Source organism: Streptomyces sp. NPDC094143, assembly GCF_040303825.1.
Lineage (GTDB): Bacteria > Actinomycetota > Actinomycetes > Streptomycetales > Streptomycetaceae > Streptomyces.
Genome location: NZ_JBEOTZ010000001.1, coordinates 97,716 through 118,044 on the forward strand (window position 1 = coordinate 97,716; position 20,329 = coordinate 118,044).

Below are 20,329 nucleotides of genomic sequence, written 5' to 3' on the forward strand. Positions count from 1 at the left end.
CATCACGCCGCTCCCCGCTCCACATTTACGGGGCTGGCAGCCGTGTCCAGTACGGCTTCCAACGCGTCTACCTGCCGACTCAGGCGGAACAGGTCCAGGCGGTCCAGGCAGGCTGCGATCAGGTCCGCGTGCTGCTGGGTGCCGGCGATCCGCTGGAGGTGGGCGAGCCGCTCGATCACCTCGCTGCCGGAGCTGACGATCAGTTCCTTGGGCACGAAGCGGTCCGCGTGCAGGATGTCGGCAGGGGTGAGCGGCAGGCAGCCGACGAGGACGGCCTCGAAGATCCGCTGCGTCATCTGCCCGACGACGGCGTACCGCTCCGGCAGCATCAGCACGGTTGCCAGAGACCTGCCATACACGGCGTGGACCGCCTCGAAGGGGAGCCTGCCGAGGAACCGGACGTGCGGCCAGCGACCGGTCTTGGTCCACTTGCCCCCGACCAGGTGATCGAAGCGGGTGGCGGCCGACGCGAAGAAGCGGTCGAAATGCTCGTCGCGGTCGTACTGGTTGCCGACGTACCCGAGGACGAGATCCCTGGGCTTCTTGGCGAGCACGATCGGATCCGCCTCATCGAGGAGACGGTCGTCGACCGGGAAGAGCAGGCGGTGGGCGTTCGCCGTAGGTTCGAGAGCGGCCTCGCACACAGTGGTTTGGCGGATACGCCGCCACACGCTGTCCGGCCGGAGCTGGCGGTCCTTATCCCAGATCACGGTCGGGGTGCCGAGCCGAACTGTGTACCAGGTGACCAGCTCTGTCTGGCGGTGCAGGTCGCAGGTGTGCCCCTCGGTGCCGCACGGGGTGGTGTTGCGCCCGTCGATTGCCCAGCGCCACTCCAGGAACAGGACGTCGATGTCCGGGGTGCCGCTGTGGAAGGCGTAGGCGTTGCCGAGGTCGTCGCCAGCCTCGATCAGGTCGCGGTTGGCCTGTAGGAAGACGATCTCGTGGCCGCGGCCGAGGAGGGCGTCGATCAGGGGCCGGCGGTGGCTGCGGCCCCCGTCTGGGGTGTCGGTGATTCCGTTGCCGAGGAATCCCCAGAAGCTGTATCCGATCTTCACTTTGTGATCCACCGACCTTCCAGCAGCAGGGCGTCCAGTCCGGAGTTGGCCAGGCAGTCCAGCGCCATCTCTGGTGTTCCGCAGATCGGCTTGCCCTTGACGTTGAGGGAGGTGTTGATCAGCACCGGCACCCCTGTACGGCGGGCGAAGGCGCTCAGCACGTCGTGCATGAACGCGTTCTGCGACCGGGTGACGGTCTGGAGGCGGGAGGTGCCGTTGGCGTGCACGATGGCCGGCACGCGCTCGCGCGCCTCGTCGGTTACGCCGGACGCCATCGACATGTACGGCGCCTCTTGGCCGAGGGTGAAGAACTCCGCGGCGCGTTCGGCCAGGACCATGGGGGCGAATGGGCGGAACGGCTCCCGGAACTTCACGGTGGCGTTCAGACGCTCGACGACCCCGGGCTCCAATGGAGAGGCGAGGATCGAGCGATTCCCAAGGGCGCGAGGGCCGGCTTCGACTCGTCCCTGGAAGAGCCCGACGATCATGCCGTGGGCAAGCTGGTCGGCGAGGAACTCGGCGGACTCCACGCCCAGCGTCTTCTGCTGGAGCCCGGGCCATGGCGTGAGGTCAAGGGCCTGGTGCTGGTACGACGGGCCGAGATAGCAGGCCCGGGCGACGCCGGACACGGGCCGCCGGCTGCGGCTGCCGGTGTGTGCGGCGATGGCGGCCCCGATCGCGGTGCCGGCGTCGCCCGGGGCGGGCGGGACGAAGACTTCGTCGAAAATTCCGGCCTCGACGATCCGCCCGATGCTCACGCAGTTCGTGGCGACTCCACCGCCGACACACAGGCGGCGCGATCTGGTGATCATCCGGGCCCTGCGGGCCAGATGCAGCATCACCTGCTCGGTGCGCTCCTGGAGGGCGGCGGCCAAATCCCGGTGGACGTCTTGGATCGGCTCGCTCGGGTGGCGCTCGGGGCACGTCTCGTCCATGAAGCGGCGAGAGGTCCTCGGGTAGCCCGAGGTCAGCACGCGCGGCGGGAAGTAGGCGGGGTCGACCGAAAAGCCCGTGGGTGTTGTGCGCAGGGCCCGGGCAAAAAGTGGGCGGAACCGCTCCGGATCGCCGAGGGCGGCGAGCGCCATCACGGTGCCCTCCTCGTCACCACGGCGCCACCCGAGGTGCTCGGTGACCGCGCCGTACACATAGCCCAGGGAGGCAGGGTCGTTGATCGCCTCCAGGGTGCGGGTGGAAGGGTGGAGCGCGTTGTGTCCACAGGCGATGGTGGTGGTCTGCCGCTCGCCGAGGCTGTCCACGATGAGCACGGCGGACTCGTCCCACCCTGAGGCGGCGAAGGCCGTCAGCTGGTGAGCCCGGTGGTGCAAGACAGGGATGACGCCAGCGGAGGGGAACCGCCGACCGAGGGCGCGGGTTCGCAGATGGGTGCGCAGCGCCACCTTGGTGAAGCCGTGAGCCCTCGGCAGCGCCCGATCGCGCGTCGTCGGCGACAGAGACAGGCGCAGGGCTGCTGGGGACTCGGCCAGGTAGTGGGCGGGCTGGAAGTTGTAGGCGACGGCGTCGACGTCGGCCGCGGTGAGCCGGGCCTCGCCGAGCAGCCACTCGACTGCGTAGCCGGGGTAGTCCTTGGTGTGTTTGTGCTGGGAGAGGCGCTCCTCCTCCACGAAGCCGATTAGCTCCCCGTCTACCAGCAGGGCAGCGGAGGAGTCGTGCGTGAAGGAACACAGCCCGAGGATGACCGAGGGCGCGCGGTCCATGGTGGCCATCACCGCGTCCCCGCCGTCTCGCGCGCGGTCGAGGCGCCGGCATGACGATTCAGCTCGCCGTACCAGGCGATGAGCGCCTCGCCCAGCGGCCCGTCGATCTTGTCGGCGACCCGCCACGCCTGCTCACGCGCGCCGTCCTTCCACAGGCGGTAGCTGCGCAGTGTCTCGGCCATCGTGTCCCAGCCCGGGTGGCCGGTCACGTCCCGGGCCTCGACCTGGTCGAGCAGATCGTCGAAGCCCCGCCACGGTGTGGTGAGGTTCGGCATGACCGCGCTCGCGGTCACCGCGGTCAGCTCTTCCGCCTGGTCGAGATGGTTCTCGTAGATGTGCAGTGATCCCACGTGGTGGTGGAACTCGCCCAGCTCGGTGCCGAGCCAGCCCGCGACCAGCTCATGCAGCACGGTGTAGAAGAACAGGTCGTACGGCATGCCGATCCACACGTCCTGACCACGCATCGTTGTCGACATGTGCAGGCGGCCGGTGCGCAGGTGGAAGCCGAAGCCCAAAGTGCAGGGCACGTCCTTGTGCCCGGCGGCGTCCTGGGCCGGGTCGTAGAGCTGGATCAGGGCCCGGCGGGAGTCGGGGTCCTCTTTGAGGATCTCGACGACGCGGCTCAGCTGATCCACTTTCCCGGCCCACTTCCGCATCCGCGGCCCGTACGCGCCCCGCAGGACACCGTCGTCGGCGTACTGCCGCAGGCGTGCGTTGTAATCGAAGATCCACGGGGCGTCCGAACCGGAGAGGTGCCACACGGTCTCCGCCACGGCGAACGCGGGGTTGATGACGCGTGCCGGCGGCGTGTACAGCAGTCGAGCCCGCGGCTGCGTCAGCCGCATGTGGACGTCTCGCACCTCACGGGTCGCCATGCCGCGAGGGCTGACCCTCTCGCCGCTCTTGGCCAGGGCGACAGCGCCGACGAAGAGTTCGGCGACGCTGTCGGCGGTCAGGTGTGTCATCGGACAGGTACTCCTTCGCCCTGCGGCCGTCCGGACTCGGCGGCGCGGGCATCGTGGTTGATGTGGTGGGAGTGCATGGCATGGCCGCCCGAGCGGCGGGTGATGAGGCATGCGACTTGGGCTGCGCTGTCACCGCGCCACCGGCACACCGCGTCCGTCGCCGCCCGGTCGGCAGGCGGGTGCGGACCGCGCAGTGCGACGAGAGCGTCGGCGATGTCATCGGCGGTGCTGCACCGCCGTGCAAGGCCGTGGTCGGAGAGTCCGAGCGTGCGCTCGCCGGGCGAACCCAGTTCGAGCACCGGCACGCCCATCAGCGCGGCTTCGATGCCGCACGTCGAATAGGCGCTTGCCAGGGCGTCGGCACCGGCGAGGCAGCCACGAGCGCTGACCCGGGGATCGGCCACGGCCATGAGCGGCCGACCGTGCCGTTCGAGCAGGGGGGCGAAGACGTCGATGCTCTGCGCCGGGTGCGGCGCGATGACGAGGCCCCAGTCGCTGCCGGCCTGCCACAGACCGTCCAGCAGCAGGTCGGCCTGGGCCTTGAGCCGGTCAGGACCGAGGGGCTGGCAGGCCCACACCGCGATACGGGCAGGACTGCGACGCGGGCCGTGGGCCAGCAGATGTTCCAGGTAGCGCCGCTGGGTATCGCGGCCGAGGCCAGCGAGTACATCGAAGCGGGGCTGGCCCAGGACATGGACTTCGGCGTCAGGGTGGCGCACCCACTCCTTCGCGAGGGGGAGGTCCCGCTCACCCATGACCACGATGTCGCGGCTGTGCAGGGCGGGCCATGCGACCGACTCAGCCGTCCAGGCCCCGTGCTGGACGTGCACCGTGTTCATCCCATGGCGCTCTGCCACATGTACGGCCAGCGTACCCAGCGGGCTGGTGTCGTTGCTGACCAGGACGGTATGCGGCCGTACGGCGGCGAGAACGCCGTCCAACCATGTCTCCGCCCGGACCACGGATCGCCAAGATGGCTGGGTGCACCCGCCGCTCGTCTCCAGAAGTACGGACACGAGGCGGAGCAATCGGGCCAGTCGGAGCTCGTGCTCGTCGACTCGAACGACGGGGCCGTCATCCTGCGGCCTCAGCCCGTCCACGACGCCGGAGAGGTCGAAGAGACTGGGCGGAGGCGAGCACAGGGTCACCCCCGCGACGCCCGAAGCCGGGCACCGCTCCGCCGGGTCGGTCGCCAAGTCCACCACGAGGCTGGGGCGCCCGCTCCTGGCCAGCTCCTCCAGCACTGGCAGCAGAGTGGCCGCGTGACGGGACGACCACGACAACGCCACCACCTCGCTCACTGGAAGCTCCGAGGGAGCCGAACTCGGCACCGATGCGGCCGTCAGGGCAGGGGGGAGGTTGCGTAACTGCGCGGATCGGAGGGGATTGTGAAGGGCTGCGGCTCCGAGCAGGTAGGCAATGCCCGACCAGGTGACCGTGTACGCCCGGTACTCGCGGGAGCTGCTCGACCGCAGCCCGACGAGTCCTTCGTAGGGCGCGAGTCTCAGCGGACCTGGGGCCTTGGCGAACGGCTCCCACGCGCTGAGCGCCGCCAGCTTACGTACGACCTGTGCCACCAGGCGCCGCGCCGGCACGTGCTGGACGTACAGCCACCCCGCGCCACCCGGAGTCCTCGCGAGGTCGGCGCCGTACGCTTCGAGGGCCTCCACCACATGGTTGACCCGTGCTTCAGCATCGCGTTGGTCTATGGGCAGGGCCTCCAGTTGGGAGGTCGTGATCCGGTCGGACTTCATGGTCGCGAGCGCGCCCTCGCCGACCAGCGCCCAGAGGGGCTTGCCATCGGAGTCGACGCGGGCGATGCCCAAGGCGCTGCGCTTGGTCGGCGTCATACCAGGCTCCCTTCGAGGATCGGCCCGGTGTCCATGAGCCGCAGCAGGTCCTTCGGCGATTTGGCGACCACGGGGGCCGGAGGGCTCGGGGTGCCGTAGCCCCAGGCTGCGTGCACGTACGAGACGCCGGCGCGACGGGCTGCCTCCTGGTCGACCGCCATGTCTCCGACGTACAGGGCATCGGCCGGGTCGGCGCCCAGGTCGATCAGGGCGAGCAGGATCGGGTCTGGCGCGGGTTTGCCCCGCCCTACCCCGTTCGGCGTGCGCACCGTGGCGAAAGGGACGCCGAGCTGAGCCAGGAGAGGGGTGGCTCGCGCCAACGGCTTGGACGTCACAATCCCCAGCCGCCAGTCGGCAGCGGCGAAGGCATGGAGGACCTCCGCGACGCCGTCGAACTGTCGGGCGAGGTGAGAAGCGGCCGTTGACGCCTTGGCGTAGGTCTGATGGATCGACTCGGCTTCAGCGAGCCCGAGCTGCTGCATGATGTCGGAAAACGGGCGGCCCAAGTGGCGTTCGTACTTCCCGAACGGCACGTCGAGGCCGTGGTCCTCACGGACCTGGCGCCACGCGCGCTCCATGACCGGGCGGGTGTCGACGAGCACGCCGTCCAGGTCCAGCAGCAGCACACGTACGGCTTCGGTGTCGAGGCCCAGCCTCGTTCCGCCGGAGGTGGGCGCGGGTAAGGACGTAAGCCGGGATGACATCAGGGATCTCCAAGGAAAGGGGTTAGGAGGTGAAGGGCGACTCGGTGCGCCTCACGAGAGCGATCACTCTCTTGCCGCGTCCGTCTTCCTTGGGGCAGGCAGCCCAGGCGTCGGCCGCTGCCGACACGAGGTGTAGGCCCCGTCCGCTGGTGGCATAGAGCGAGACGATCTGAGGCACCGGGGGCTCAGGGGAGTTGTCTTCGACCTCGATCCCCACAACACCGGCCTGCAGGGCTAACGTCAGCGTGATCTCTTCGACGGGCTCGCCTTCCGCTCTGGACGGAAGGCTCAGGTCGACGCCCGGAGTTCGACCGTGCCGCTCGGCGTTGGTGGTGAGCTCGCTGACGATCAGTACAGCCTGGTCCAGAAGGTCTTCCACACCCCACGCCATCAGCGCTTCCCGGGTGAAGGACCGCGCCTTGCCCGGAGCCCTGTCGTTGGCGGCGAGCGTCAGGGTCTTCTTCTGTTCGGGAGCGCTGATCACACTCCCCAGACTTTCGATTCGGTCCATGCTCGCCTTCTCACAACTGGTGCTTGAGCCCGCGGAGGACTCGATCGGCGGTCTTGTCGGAGTGGTCGAAGCGGCGGAGGTTTTGCACGAGCACGGCCACCGGCGGGGGGTGGTCGAGGTGCCGTACGCCAGACGTCGGAGCGGGAGCGCGCCCGTCGCCCGGCACAGTCCGGGTGTCGGTGCCAGTCGTGTGGCTGGTCTTCACCGGTTTCCTCCCGGACAAAGGCAGTTGGTGGTTTCGTTGATTACGAGCGAACCGTGGATCACATCGCGGCGGTATCTCCCGGCGGCTGCCGGGGCCGTCAAACCCGTCAAAGATCGTTTTGGTGAACCGAGGTAGACGATGGCGCGCGAGCGGAACGTGAAGCTGGCCGACGCGATCGCGGAAACAGGCTGGTCGCAGCAAAAAGTGGCGGCTGCCTTTGTGCGGGTCGCGGCCGAGGTGGAAGCGAGGGAACTGCTGGGCACCAGCCGCTCGCACATCGCCATGTGGGTGGCGGGAACACAGCCCTCGGGCAGAGCGCCCTTTATCTTGTGCGAGACGTTGTCCCGACGACTCCAACGCCCCATCACACCAGCCAAGATTGGGCTCTCCGCGCCGGAGGCGGGTGCAGCCGCAGCATCGGAGTGGAACGTCGATACGCTGACTGCGCTGGTAGACCTTGGGAGAAGCGACGTGGATCTCGAACGCCGCCGATTGCTGGCCGGCGCCGCCTACTCGGTGGGTGGCCTGGTTCTGCCTGGACAGCAGTGGTGGGATGAGGCTCCCCAACGGGCAAAGTCCCGCCCCGCCGCGACGAGCCGCAGGGTCGGGGCCGCCGAAGTCAGCGCTGTGCGTGAGATGACAGAGTTCTTCTCTCGAAGAGACCAGCGACACGGCGGCATGGATGGCCGCACGGCCCTCTACCAGTACCTCGTCGACGACGTTGCCAGGTACGTCGGAGGGGTATTCACCAGCGACGACACTCGTCGCGCCCTCCTCGCCGCTGCCTCCGAGGCGGTGTATGTCGCCGGCTGGATGAGCTTCGACGCCTCTCACCATGAGGCCGCGCGGCGCTACTTCACGCTGGCGCTGAAGCTCGCGGCGGAAGCCGACGACGCTCCCCTCGCCGGCCACATCCTGCGGGCGATGGCTCACCAGGCAACGGATCTCGGCCACCCACGGGCTGCCGTCGACCTCGCCACGGCTTCCGTGGAGCGTAAGCGGTACACCCTCGCGACGCCTCGCGAGCGGGCACTGCTCGGAGTGGTGCAGGCACGCAGTCTTGCTGCCAACGGACAGAAGCGGGCCGCGATCGCAGCGCTTCTCCGCGCCGAGGACGACCTGGCTGCGGCTGACGTCGGTGACGAGGATCCGAGTCGGGTGTGGTTCTTCCAGCGGGCTTCCCTGGCCCACGAGACCGCCCGCACCCTGTGGACGCTCGGCGATCTCGACGGAGCGCTCCAAGAATTCAACAACAGCGTGCTGACCAGGAAGGCCGACACCTTCAGCCGGACCCACGCGGTGACGTTGGGCTACATGGGCACTGTGCAGGCCCGCAAGGGGAACGTGGAGGCCGCGTGCCACACGTGGGCACAGGCCCTGGACGCGATGGAGGGCGTCCAGTCGGGCAGAGCACGCGAGGCAGCCGTGAACATGCGCCGGGTGCTGTCCCCTTTCCGCAATCGGGGAATCAGCGTGGCGGCGGAGATCGACGAGCGAGCCAAGGCCGTACTCGAACGAGTAGCCTGACGGCGCCATGGTGGTGAAGGCGGGCATGCTGTGGCTGACCGCCTTGCCGTGCCGCGAGCGGAGAAGGGGGAACCCGTGTCCACAAAGTCCATCGAGGTGCCGGTGATCGCCGAGGTGGTCGGGGGCCACAAGGGGCGCCTCGACGACTTCAAGGGCGGTGTGGAGTCGATCATTCGGCTGCGCCCGGAGTACCCGGAGGAAACCCTGCAGGGGATCGAGGAGTTCTCTCACCTCCAGGTCACCTGGTTCTTCAACTTCGGCTCTCCTGAGGACGTTGCCCTCCACGCGCGAAGCCCGCGGGACAACCCGGACTGGCCGGCGACGGGAACCTTCGTGCATCACAACCACCGGCGTCCGGCTCGCCTCGCGACCTCGTTCCCGCGGTTGCTCCGCGTCGACGGACGGGATCTGCACGTGACGGACCTCGACGCTGACGACGGCACGCTGGTGGTGGATTTGGTGGCGGTCTTCAAGGAGTTCCTGCCGCGCGGCCCCGTCACCCAGCCCGCGTGGCCCGGCGAGATGCTGAAGGACTACTGGAGGCACGCCGCCGAGCGCTGACTCGAGGCATCCTCCGTAACCGAGGCTGGCGGCCGGCCGGGACGTAGCCGCCCGAGCGGGCGCCAACCACGCTCGCGCAGGGCTGTACCGGCAGGCACTCATCACTCGGTGCCTCCGGCGGCGAGGGCTGCGGCGCCTTCGCCTGGGGGAGCCGTCTGTTCACCACGGATCAGCAGCAGATGGGCGCCGGTTTCGGTCAGCTGACTGCGCCGTTCAGCCGCTATGGCCTTGGGGCCGAGGTGCGACGGGGTGGGAAGTACCACCCCATAGGACCGAGTGGCCGTGAGGGCATCGAGCATGCCCACGAACGCGGACGGCGTGGAAGAGCAACGCTCCATGTAGACGCCGGCCAGTGTCAGCTCGTGACGACGGCAGTAGTCGCTGATCGCCATCGTCAGGGCCAGCTGACGAGCATGCGAGACCCGCACCAGGCGCAGATAGCCGAACACGAGCGGACCGGTGACGTGCCGCTGTTCGGTGAGGGGTTCCAAGATCATGACCGTCCATCAGGCCGTCTTCGGAGGGGCACTTCGAGCCTGATGGTGGCCGGGCGGTCGGGGAATCCACGGCCGTCCCACTTCTGTCCCACTTCCGTCCACCTGGCGCGACTCAGCGTGCTTCGATGGCGACGGAAAGGAGTGGCACGTGGCGACCGTTCATGAATGGACCGGCCTGGACGCACTTGCCCTCCGGAAGGCTCTCCGCTTGAGCGTGCGCGCCTTCGCCGAAAGACTGGGCGTCTCGGTCAATACCGTCAGTAACTGGGAAAAGTTTCTGGCCAAGCGGCGACCCAACACGGAGAGCCAGGCCATCTTGGATACAGCGCTGGCTCAGGCGAACGCGCAGACCCACGTGCGTTTCGAAACAGAGCTCGCCAGACTCGCCGAGGGGGACACCCCGCCGGAAACGACCGGGCGTGTCACCATTCCCCGCCCACGAGCTTGGGACTACGAGACGTGGGCCGACGACCTGGAGCGCGCAGTGGTGGCCCTTGCCCGTCAGAACTTTCCCTTCGCAGAATCACTTCTGCACCGCTGGACCTCTCGCTACAAAGCCTCGGAGCTGGATGAACGGGGCTTGTCCCTGCTGGCACGTTCCACCGCGCTGCACGGAGACCTGATGCGAGACCAGGGGGCCGTCGTTGGCCCACTCTCGGCCCAGCGCGCATACGCCAACGCTCGTTCGCTCTATATGCAGTTGGCGATCCCGCGCCGCGTAGCTCAGCTCGATCTCTCCCTAGCCGTCGTCACGGAGATGGTCGGCGAACTTGAGACAGCGGCGCGCCAGTACGAGGACCTGGCAGCCGACGATCGACTGTCCCCTCGTGACCGTGCCCGCGCTCGCCTGTGGGTGGGCACGGCTCTGAGCAAGGACGGCAACCACGACTATGCGGTCAGCGTGATGGAAACAGCGGTCCACGTTTTCGAGGACCTCGCCGAACAGGAGGACTGGTCGGTCGCGCAACAGAAGCTGGCCCTCGCTCACCGCGGTTCCGGAAACCTCGACGCCGCCCTGCGCCTCATCGACCTTGCACGCAGTACTGGCGTCACGGAATCGCCCATGCAGCGGGTACGCCTGGACACCGCATATGGCCACATCCTGCTCTCCGATCCCGCCACCCTGGATGATGGGTTACACGTCCTCGACGACGCTGCCAGGGAGGCGGCCCAGTACGGGCTGAGCCACCAGCTCCGCAGCATCACGGACATCCGGAGGACGGCCGACGGGGCAGCCCGCCCCACACGACGGTGACCAGGGAGATAAGCGAGTGACCGACAACCAGCCGGCCATCACCGAGGAGCAGATCAGCAAGGCCAAGCTGGTCTGGGACTTCCACCAGATGCATCACGACGTGAGCCCCGTCGACGTCGCGATCGGGCTCGGCAGTCACGACCTCGGCGTGGCCGCCTTCAGCGCCGAGCTGTACCGCGCCGGCCTGTTCCCCACTCTCGTGTTCACCGGCGGCAACAGCCCGACCACAGCCAAGGTGTTCCCCCGTGGGGAAGCCGTGCACTACCGCGAGCACGCCCTCGCCCTAGGTGTGCCGGATAGCGCAATCCTCGTGGAGCCGAACGCCGGCAACACCGGCCAAAACATCACCCTGTCCCGCGAGGTCCTCGCATCCGCCGGCATCACGCCGAAGTCCGTGCTGCTTGTCTCCAAGCCCTACATGGAGCGCCGCTCCTTCGCCACCGCCCGCAAACTCTGGCCCCAGGTCGACGTGACCTGCGCCTCGGAGCCCATGGAGTTCGACGACTACCTCAAGAGCATCGGCGACGAGAAGCTCGTCATCGACATGCTCGTCGGCGACCTCCAGCGCGTTATCGAGTACCCGAAGCTCGGGTTCGCCATCGAGCAGCATGTTCCGGAGGACGTACATGCCGCGTACGAGTCCCTCATCCGCGCCGGATTCACCAGCAGACTCATCGCCTCATGACCTCCCCGCGCCCGGCGGGCTATGCGCGACCAGCCGAACTTCCTGCCGCGACTGAACACTCTGGCCAAGCTGTTCGCGGCGGATTACTGGATCGTGCTCGACGACGTCCAGTTCGCCCGCCGCGACTACCAGCACCGTGCCCGGCTGGCCAGCATGTCCCACCCAAGCCGGCGTCAATGGCTTTCGATCCCTACCCACCTTCCTCATGGTCGGTCGACCCTCATCCGGGATGCTCTTCTGGTCGACCCGGAACGCTCACGTCGACGAGTCATGCGCATGCTCGCGCAGCACTACGGCAGCTCCACTGACTGGCCGCTCTTCCGGGAGGAATTGGACTCTGTGCTCGACGAGTTCTGGCGAACGGATAAGACTGCTGATGTGGCCGAGGCATCCACGCGGATGCTCCTCGGACTGATGGGGTGGAAGGGCCGCATCCTGTACAGCAGTCGTTTGCCCGCCCGCTCTGAGCGGTCGCAGCGACTCGCCGACCTCGCAACGGTGACCCAGGCCCGGAGCTACATCTGCGGTACCGGCGGTACACGCTACCTCGGTGTGGTCCCCTTCACCGCTCACGGGATAAGCGTGGTTTCCTTCCGTACGCCTGCATCTGGGGTGTGGGATGGCGGGCACGAGCTAAGCGCCGTGCACCCCCTCATGACCTACGGTATCCGGGCCGTAACCAAGGAAGTGCGTGCCGTTGCCGCCTTGTACCGCTTCGCCGATTAACATGCAAACTATTCGCATTAGGTCGGTGACAAGACGGCCTGCGACGGTCCTACTCCTTCGGCCGGGTCGATCTACGGCCGGGCGGTCATTTCGTCCTTACTGGGAAAAGCGTAGCCAGCGGTGAGAACGCTCCAAACAGCTCCGCAGCCCGCAGCAACTAAGCGTATCCGGGGCATAAAGGGACCTGTGGCCTTCAGTATTCGCTCACGGCAGACGAGAAAGCACGTCCAAAGGCTGGAACGCTACGCGGGGCTATGTCAATCTATAAGACCCCGAAAGCATGTGGGCAGGTGAATGGCCCACCGCTCGCAAGGTGAGGATCTTCTTCTTAGGTGTGCTAGCTCATATCAGTTCGGTTGACCATCCTGTTGACCTTCCCTTTTGGTGCCTACCGCTTGGATTTCACCCAGCAGGCCCTAGCACCGGAGCGTCTCAGCGGCCATGGAAGTTGGTGCCGTGGTTGTCAGCCGATGGTCGGCTTCTTGCCTGGCGCGACCGGAACATAGACCACGATCGCCGGTTAGCCAAACCGGCGATCGTGGCGACCATTGAGGGTGTTCGCGGTCGGCTGTGCTTGGCGGTGGGGCCGCAGCGAACGCAGGACAGCGCTTGGACCGGAGAGGAGAGCAAGAGCGTCGCTGGCCTGTGACCTTCTGGCATCAACAGCACGCCTCCGCCGAGGGGGGCAATGCCTCTTCCTGCTCAACAGGCCAGCTGAACCGATGCGCCGGCTCCTTTCGCATCCCACTCTCAAGGACTCACCATGCCTGCCCGTCTGCTATCCATTCCCGCTGTCGCCGCAGCCTTGGACGTCGATCGCCGCACTGTCTACCGCTTCATTGCGGCCGGGGAACTTCCGGTCGTCGACCTGCGCACCGGAACGGGCCGCTCGCGCGTCCGTGTCCCCGCATCCGGCTTGGAGGAGTTCATTACCAGCCGATCAGTAGCTTCCCCGCGCCCCCGCCGCTGACCTTCGCTGTCAGCTTGGTCCTCACCGTCCCCGGAATAAAGGAGTAGTGCCGCGTACCTGCGCAAGTTGAAGTCCGGCAAGTGGCAGGCGACCGTACGCAACCAGACAGGAGACCGGTTCAGTGAGTCATTCCCTCTCAAGGCTCAGGCGCGAGCTTGGGGCATTGAGATGGAAACTCAGTTTGCCCGCGGAAGCATGCGCGACCCGAGGGTTGGCGAAATGGCGTTCCGTGAGTGGCATGACCGTTGGTGGAACGCCCGCGTGGTCGAGCGCCACACCATGCGAGGCGACGCCTCCTGCATCAAGAACCACGTGATGCCCTACTGGGCGGACTGGGAGATGCGCGCCATCACCCGAATGGACGTCCAGAGCTGGGTCCGCTCCCTGGTCGAGAAGGGCGCGGGTGCTGCCGCGATCAAGCGGGCCTACAATCTGACGTCCTCGATCATGCGCGCGGCTGTCGACGACGACGTGATCACGGTGAGTCCTTGCCGCAGCATCGACCTGCCCAAGATCGCAGTTAAACCGCCGCAGTGGTTCACACTCGATCAGGCGCAGAGCGTCCTGGATGAACTGCCGTCCCCCTGGCGGACGATGTGCCTGCTCGGCTTCTACACCGGACTGCGCTGGGGTGAACTTTCCGGCCTTCATCGACACCGCATCGACCAGCGTCGCTCGCGACTGTTCGTGGTGGAGGTCAACACCAAGAGTGGCATCAAGGAGTACCCGAAGAGTTCCAAGAGTCGCCGGGAAGTTCCGCTGCCAGCCCATGTCCTGGAGGCACTTGAGCGCCACATCTACGGTCTAGACCGTGACGCGGTGGTATTCACCACCATCACAAAGGGCAGGGCCGGACGACTCCTCGATGACGGCAACTGGCGGAGGCAGACCTGGTGGCCGGCTGTAGAAGGCGCCTACTACTTTGACGGCGACGGTGAGCAGCAGCTCGTCCCGCGCTACCCACCGCACTCCATGCGCCACACCTGCGCCTCGTGGCTGGTTCAAAAGGGAGTCTCGCTCTACGAGGTCCAGCACCTCCTCGGCCACGAAAGCTTCCAGACCACGCAGCGATACGCCCACCTGCAGCCGGACGCTCACAAGGCTGTTCTCGGGGCATGGGAACGTCTGGAGACGCCGTTGACCATAGCTGCATAAAAGTGACTTCACCCTGTCCGTACTGGACAGGGTGAAGTCGTTTCGTGTCGTTCAAGCCCGGGTCATGGGAGTGGGCCGACTCGTCGGTGAGATGGTGTGCGGCTCACCGACGAGTCTTAGTGATCGTGCTCCAGTGGGCAGAAGTTCGGGTACGGCGAGACGGTGAGAGTAGGTTAGGTCCTATACCAGAGCCCTGACTGGCCTTGGGGCTGGCACGGTGTAGCAGCTGGCGGTCGGCTCCGGGGTGGTTCGCTGTGAGGCCGCATTACTCTGCGGCCGCGACGCTTATCGCTGTGACCTGTATGTTCTCCCGCCTCGATACATCGGGGCATGTTTCCGATGGCATTTCCCTTTACCGTCACCGATGTGTACTGACTCTCTTACTTCTTCGAGATCGGATGGGAGACTCCATCTGTTGGGTAAAACTGGTAACGCAGCCCCCGGCCTACCACCCGGAACCGGTCACGTCCGGCCGCCGCGAGTGGGTTTGGCAGTTCGAGCACGCGTCGCCGTTCTGGATCGAGGGCAGAGGTGATCAGCAAGATCCGATAGCGGGTGCTGCGTGCGTACTCTCGCGCAGCCCTTTCCTCGGAGACACCAAGTTCGAACTCCATCTGCTCCGTGTAGGACTCGCTGGTTGCCTTCACCTCGTAAAGGCGTGTGCTGCCGCGGTAGGCCACCTCAAAGTCGTAGCCGTGGGCGTCGGATGCTGCCGCGTCCTCGAAGAGGACCGCGGCGTAGCCCGAGACCCAGTGGACCTCGGCGTACCGGTGCTCCAGCCAGGCGCGTGCGGAGACCTCGCCCACCAGGCCGATGGCCGCCTTCTGTTCCTCGGTCAGCTGGGCCTTACGCGATACGACGACCCTCGTCGTCCGTGCGTCTGGTGTGCGGCGGGGTTGCGGTACGGGCGCCATGATGTCGAGACGCACCTTCCCGGACTGCCCGAGGAAGGTCTCGTCGACCGTGTGCGCCGCCAGGTCGGCGATGGCTGCAAAGTGGTCCCGCCCCACGACGATCTCTTTCTCGCCGATCTTGATCGTGGGCTGGACGGATCCGCGGGATCCGACGATGCCGGGTGATGGCACGGGCGGTTGTGCGAGGTCGTGGGCCGTGAGGCCCAGGAAGCCGGGGTCGGCACTGTGCGGCATGCCGGCCGGCCAACCCACGTTGCGGGCCACCTCGCTCAGGAGCCGCTTCTCGCTTAGGACGAGAAGGTCGGCCAATCCTGAACCGTGCACTGCGGTCCGCGCCTCCATCATGGGGGTGCTGTTCCAGCTGGGCGGCACGGGGACGCGGTGACGACGGCACCAGGCGGGCACCAGTTTCGTCAGTACGGAGACCAAGCGGTGGAGCGCTGCCGTGTTGAGGCTGCGTAGCTCGTCGACGGGCTCCAGATCACCCGCGCGTTCCAGGTCGTCTTCGGCTCCGTGAGACCGCAGCCAGTGGGCGACCCGTGCTCGCATCTGCTCCTCGGGAGGGGAGGCGAAGCGGGGCAGCCAGTCCGGGTCGGCAGTGAGGTCGTCCATATGGCGGGCCGCTGCGTACGCGGCCACGTCGCCTCCTCCTGCGGCCTGTGGCGCGTACCGCTCGCGCAGGCGGTCCAGGATGGAATCGGCGTGTGCGCGGAGGAACTCGCTGAACGTCCGGTCGTGGAGGTCCGGGTCGCAGACGGGCTTGTATGGGGCTCCGAGGGCGGCGAGCGCCTCGTTGAACGCCTGGTAGTCCAGCGCCAGGGCCTCGCGAAGCTCGGCGGGCGTCGTGGAGGTACGAGCGACGGTGAGCAGCTCGGCGGCGGGGAGCGGGAGGATGCACGGGAGCCCGCCGAGGACGGCAACCAGCTCCTCCTCGCTGGTGGCTTCATTCAGGGCCTCGGAAACCGCGCTGGCGCGGTCGGTGCCAGCCAGACAGACCAGGACGGGGCGGAGTTGCCGGACCGTGTGGTGCAAGTCGTTCGTGAGGCTGCGTCGCAGTTCCGAGATCCTGGACTCGGTCGTGTCGAGCGACAGCGCGAGTGTGCGGTCGTCGATGTGGTCCGGCATCTCGCCGCTCAAGTGCCGCTGCATCTTGACGAGAACGAGCTCCAGGGCGTCCTGCAAGGACGGCTGGTGGAGGAGCTGCGTGACCGCCGATGTGGCCGCCTGTAGTTCGTCCCAGTCACCGTCGCTATCGCTGGCGCCGTTCCAGACGACGACGGTCGGGTGGGCGGGATGGGGCAGCGGCAGGCTGCGGGTCGTCGGTGGGGGCTCCACGCGCTCGCCGGCGATCAGGATCTCAATCTCCTCGGCCCGGACGATCCGGATCGCGCGCAACCGGTCGAGCAGGGAGCGCACTGTGCGTTCGCTCCGGCGCAGGAACGCGCCGGACTTGAGCTCTATCACCAGGGCCACTACTAGGATCAGCCACTCCCGGCCCTCGGTCAGCCGGGCATGGTCGTCCGACGGCTTGATTGGCTTCTTGTCTCGGTTGTTCACCTGCACCCGCGCGTCGGAGAGCCGGGCCACGTTCACTCCGCCTGACTCCATTTTCTTCGCGATCCTCGCGCCGTCGTCGGATCCGGCGATCAGGACGGGATGACCTGCCAGTTCGACGAGTGTCTCCTTAAGCGGGTCGGATTCGTCGCAGACGTAGACCGGTTCCCCCTCGGAGGAGGGCGTGAGGGTGGTCAGTGTTTGCTCGCGGACCACCGCCAGCTGGACCGGCTCTCCGGCCGACCAGGGCCAGCGCCCGCTTTCCGCCACATAGGACCACGCCCTCCCGTAGTGCTTCTTGAACGAGACGCTGAGGTGGTCGGGCACCCCACCCGCGGCCACGATCGCGCCGAGGTCCCGCACGGCCGCCCCGGCGTGTTCGGATTCGTCCCAGAATCGCAGACCGCAGCGGCGCAGACGTTCGAGTACCGCCTTGTCGGCCAGAGCCCGACGGATCGAGAGGGGGAGTGAGGGGACGAACGCTGGAAGGTCTCCTTCGGCGCTGAACCAGGCACGGTTAGGCGGGACGAAGGCCGGACCGTCGGTGTCCCTGCCCTCCACCGGGACCCAGGGCATCGAGCGGAGGAAGGAGGCGAGCGGGCTCGGCCAGGTGTGGGGGTCGGGATTCCGGTCGTGGTAGGGCCGGTGAAGGGGGACGGTGAAGGCCGTGTCTCCCCAGGTGCGGAGCCCGATGAACAACAACTCCGCGAACTCTCGGCGGGCGGCAGGGCCCAGCTCCGCGACCTCGACGGCACCTGGCAGGTGCGGCAGCTGCCGGCGGAACTCGTACGGCGTCCAGGGGTGGGCGAAGCCGCTCCACGTACGGTCGACGTCCTTTGCCCAGACCCGTCCGAGCACGTCGCCGAGCGGCAGTCTCCTGGCCACGACTCCCGGTTCCATGTCCCGGCCGTTGGCTGCCCCGAGCCTGCCGCCGGCCCAGGAAAGGGGGAGGCCGTCGCCGACACCGATGGCCTTGAGGAAGTCGACGTAGGCCGCGAGGTCGCTGACCGGAACGGGCCAGTCGTCGGGGTCACTGAGCCAGCGCTTACGCAGGGCGGCCAGGGACGGGATCTCGTTGCCACCCGCGTCCAGGAACTTCGCCAGGCGTCGTCCTCCCTCGGTGCCCCAAGCGGGGGAAAAGAGGCAACGTGCCGCCTTGATCCAGTCGCCCTCACCAGTGGGCAGGCGGAAGCCTGTCTGGGGGAGCCGACGGCGCTCGACCTCGGTGAGTGAGGGGAAGAGGCGGAGGGCGAAGGACAAGGCATCTCGGCACAGGGCGTCCGAGGGGCTCTTGGCGAGGAGATCCCTCAGTGCCTCGAAGACCCGGCCGGGCCGGTACGGGCGTACCAGCCGGTGGGCTTCGAGGAAGGTACGTCCGGGACGTCCCCAGGCGATGCCGGGATGAGTGAAGGCCATCCGCCGACGCAGGGCCTTCAGCGCATTCGGTACCTGAGCGGTGCCGTTGCCGCCCTCGTCCTCGGGATGGAAGAAGACGGTTTGCTCACTCTTGCCGGCCGTTTCCGCACCACCGAGCGCGGGCCAAAGCCGGCCGTCCTGATCGAGGATGATCCGTCGGCCGCGAAGGTCTTCGGGGTGGTCGGCGAACGCTTGCGCGAGGTCGTCGTAGAAGTCCGCCCACAAGGGATCTGGCCGTGCCTCTCCAGAGGGCTGCAACCGTTCGGCGACGCGCTCCACCCACGCCGCAGCCGTCCGTGACGAAGGGCGCATGAGCTTTGCGAGAAGGTCTTGGTGGAGTTTGAGCAGACGGGTCTCCCGAAGTGGCCCGACGGAAGGATCGAGGAGGCGACCTCCGGCCTCGGCCAGCGCCTCGGCGGTGAGGACCTTCCAGGGGCGCTTCTTGTCGGGCCATGCGAACGAACTCCGAAGCGTGCCCCACGAGTCGGCCCCGACCAGGGGAACGATTGGCTCGTCCGCCAGCTTCCCGTCGAGCACCCTGTCGATTCGGGCCGGGGCGTCCCAGCACACGAGGTCCAGGATGATATGCCGGACTGCGGTACACGGCCCCTGGGCGCGCAGTGCCGAGACCAACTGCATGCAAAGTTCGGCCAATTGGTCCAGGAGGAACGCGTTTAGACCCACAGCCTCACTGATGTGAAGCCGGGCCAGCTTGGTGAAGAACGGAGCATGGGCGTGGCCATGGAAGGGCGCACGGGCCGCATCCGACATCGGGAGGAAGGTGTACAGCAGACCGCGCTCCAGGTCTTCGTCCAGCCGAAGCGCGATCCCGACCCAGGCTTCGCCTTCCCACTTCAGCCACTTCGCGTCGATCTCCCGTGCCTCGATGCTCTGTTCGATCGCCCGTCGCAGCCCATCGGGGGCGAGCGTGCGGCGGGCCAGCAGATAACGCCCGCCTTCCGCGAGGTCGACCTCCTCGACCCACCCTCCCTCCTGTCGGGCCACCAGCCTGGACGGGGTCACCGAGCGCGCCAGTACGCGGCGACCGCCCCGGTCCCCGCTGTCCTGGACGTCCACGATCAGTTCACCTACCCGGTCCAGGAAGAGCAGGAGCGGTGCCTCGCCATCGATCGCTTCGGTGGCTTGCGCGATCGCGGCCTCCACCGCGTGCTTGTTGCGCAGCGGCAGACGTACGACCGTGGAGAATCCCTCCGCGGCCAGGGACATGAGCGTGGCATCGGGGTCCTGGGCCGGGACTGGCAGGGCCAGCGGCGAGATGTCCTCGATCACCCGGTCTGCCAGCTCCGGATCGTCCACCAGCTCGCGCACGTCCTCGGGACGCGCGAACCGGAAGCAGAAGCCGTCGAACTTCACCGATGACGGGGATGCCTTGGAGTAGACCTCGGGCCAGTCCGTCAGCTGGAGCACACTACGGAATCCGAGCCCCTTATTGCCAATGCCCTCCCCGGCGCCCTTGTCCGACAGGGCGACTTCCGTGATCGCGCGGAAGTTGCTGTCGGTGAATCCAGCGCCCTCGTTGGCGACGTACAGGACACCGTTCTCGCCGGCATGCGGGCAGACCAGGACAGCGATCCTTCCGGAGCTGGACTCGGCCAGGGCATCGTGCCCATTCTGGATGAGCTCCAGTACGGCCCGACCCTCGTACTCCTGGGCCGTGTCCTCACTGACCGACTTCAGGCTCTCGGCAAAGCGCCAGTCCTCGCCCGCCTGCTCGTAGATCTGGATGCGCCGCTGCGTCAACGCCGTGATGATGTCCTGGAAGGCCGTGCCAGCCTCCGCGTCTCCCATGGATGAGATGACTTATCCCCCTCAGTGACCACGCACTCAACCGGTGCGTGCCGAAACCATGGCGCTCGCGCGGGGCCGCCCGCATCAAGGCTCGCTCTTTCTAGCCAACCTTGGTAATGAGCCATGGGCTGGCCAAAGACAGCTGCGTGGTGGCTCGGGATCAGAAGTCACCGGATGTGAGGCGGCCGTGAGATGGCTCAAAAGGATACTTCACATGCCCTAACTGTCAGTAACAGATGCTACGGCGCTGCACCG

General features: G+C 67.2%; 15 protein-coding genes. 7 read left to right on the top strand and 8 right to left on the bottom strand.

Translation table 11 applies throughout. The annotated features are described in order from the left end of the window. Window positions 1-2 precede the first annotated feature (2 nt). The 6 genes from ABTZ58_RS00460 to ABTZ58_RS00485 form a co-directional block, all read right to left on the bottom strand. Window positions 3-1,067, bottom strand: a complete 1,065-nt coding sequence (locus tag ABTZ58_RS00460) for a glycosyltransferase family protein (protein WP_351348618.1) — start codon at window positions 1,065-1,067, stop codon at window positions 3-5. Continuing rightward, entirely contained in the window at window positions 1,052-2,770 is a 1,719-nt protein-coding gene (locus ABTZ58_RS00465) for a carbamoyltransferase family protein (protein ID WP_351349571.1), read from the bottom strand. Before ABTZ58_RS00465 ends, ABTZ58_RS00460 begins: the two co-directional genes overlap by 16 nt. An 8-nt stretch (window positions 2,771-2,778) precedes the next feature. Beyond that, window positions 2,779-3,735 carry a thymidylate synthase gene (locus ABTZ58_RS00470; protein ID WP_351348621.1) on the bottom strand — a complete coding sequence of 319 codons (957 nt, stop codon included), beginning with the start codon at window positions 3,733-3,735 and terminating at the stop codon, window positions 2,779-2,781. Then, the gene (locus tag ABTZ58_RS00475; RefSeq protein ID WP_351348624.1) at window positions 3,732-5,585 is read right to left on the bottom strand and encodes a CDP-glycerol glycerophosphotransferase family protein; all 1,854 of its coding nucleotides are present in this window, start codon (window positions 5,583-5,585) and stop codon (window positions 3,732-3,734) included. Before ABTZ58_RS00475 ends, ABTZ58_RS00470 begins: the two co-directional genes overlap by 4 nt. Continuing rightward, window positions 5,582-6,211, bottom strand: coding sequence for an HAD family hydrolase (locus ABTZ58_RS00480; protein ID WP_351348627.1), 630 nt, complete (start codon window positions 6,209-6,211; stop codon window positions 5,582-5,584). Before ABTZ58_RS00480 ends, ABTZ58_RS00475 begins: the two co-directional genes overlap by 4 nt. 100 nt (window positions 6,212-6,311) lie before the next feature. Beyond that, window positions 6,312-6,800, bottom strand: coding sequence for an ATP-binding protein (locus ABTZ58_RS00485; protein WP_351348630.1), 489 nt, complete (start codon window positions 6,798-6,800; stop codon window positions 6,312-6,314). Between the two features lie 343 nt (window positions 6,801-7,143). On the opposite strand from ABTZ58_RS00485, the gene ABTZ58_RS00490 reads away from it, so the two are divergent. After that, on the top strand, window positions 7,144-8,532 hold the full coding sequence (locus tag ABTZ58_RS00490) for an NsdA family TPR-like regulatory protein (RefSeq protein ID WP_351348633.1): 1,389 nt from the start codon (window positions 7,144-7,146) through the stop codon (window positions 8,530-8,532). A 75-nt stretch (window positions 8,533-8,607) separates the two neighbouring features. Then, the gene (locus ABTZ58_RS00495; protein WP_100829610.1) at window positions 8,608-9,093 is read left to right on the top strand and encodes a TrmO family methyltransferase domain-containing protein; all 486 of its coding nucleotides are present in this window, start codon (window positions 8,608-8,610) and stop codon (window positions 9,091-9,093) included. Window positions 9,094-9,194: 101 nt separating this feature from the next. Here the strand turns inward: ABTZ58_RS00495 and ABTZ58_RS00500 are convergent, their stop codons facing one another. After that, window positions 9,195-9,590 (bottom strand): hypothetical protein, encoded by a 396-nt coding sequence (locus ABTZ58_RS00500; protein WP_351348637.1) that lies wholly within the window; start codon window positions 9,588-9,590, stop codon window positions 9,195-9,197. A gap of 148 nt (window positions 9,591-9,738) precedes the next feature. Here ABTZ58_RS00500 and ABTZ58_RS00505 point away from each other — a divergent pair, with 148 nt between their 5' ends. The 5 genes from ABTZ58_RS00505 (at window position 9,739) to ABTZ58_RS00525 (ending at window position 14,381) form a co-directional block, all read left to right on the top strand. After that, complete coding sequence (locus tag ABTZ58_RS00505) at window positions 9,739-10,845, top strand: helix-turn-helix domain-containing protein (protein WP_351348640.1); 1,107 nt, start codon at window positions 9,739-9,741, stop codon at window positions 10,843-10,845. A gap of 16 nt (window positions 10,846-10,861) precedes the next feature. Next, window positions 10,862-11,530, top strand: a complete 669-nt coding sequence (locus ABTZ58_RS00510) for a YdcF family protein (protein ID WP_351348643.1) — start codon at window positions 10,862-10,864, stop codon at window positions 11,528-11,530. A 21-nt stretch (window positions 11,531-11,551) separates the two neighbouring features. Then, window positions 11,552-12,256 (top strand): WbqC family protein, encoded by a 705-nt coding sequence (locus ABTZ58_RS00515; RefSeq protein ID WP_351348645.1) that lies wholly within the window; start codon window positions 11,552-11,554, stop codon window positions 12,254-12,256. A gap of 763 nt (window positions 12,257-13,019) precedes the next feature. Continuing rightward, window positions 13,020-13,226: a helix-turn-helix domain-containing protein gene (locus ABTZ58_RS00520; protein WP_208898215.1), complete on the top strand. Its 207-nt coding sequence runs from the start codon at window positions 13,020-13,022 to the stop codon at window positions 13,224-13,226. 219 nt (window positions 13,227-13,445) lie between these two features. Continuing rightward, window positions 13,446-14,381, top strand: coding sequence for a tyrosine-type recombinase/integrase (locus ABTZ58_RS00525; protein WP_351348649.1), 936 nt, complete (start codon window positions 13,446-13,448; stop codon window positions 14,379-14,381). A gap of 380 nt (window positions 14,382-14,761) precedes the next feature. On the opposite strand, the gene ABTZ58_RS00530 is transcribed toward ABTZ58_RS00525, so the two are convergent. Further along, a complete protein-coding gene (locus ABTZ58_RS00530) occupies window positions 14,762-20,074 on the bottom strand; it encodes a sacsin N-terminal ATP-binding-like domain-containing protein (protein ID WP_351348652.1) in 5,313 nt (1,770 codons plus the stop codon). Window positions 20,075-20,329: the final 255 nt, after the last annotated feature.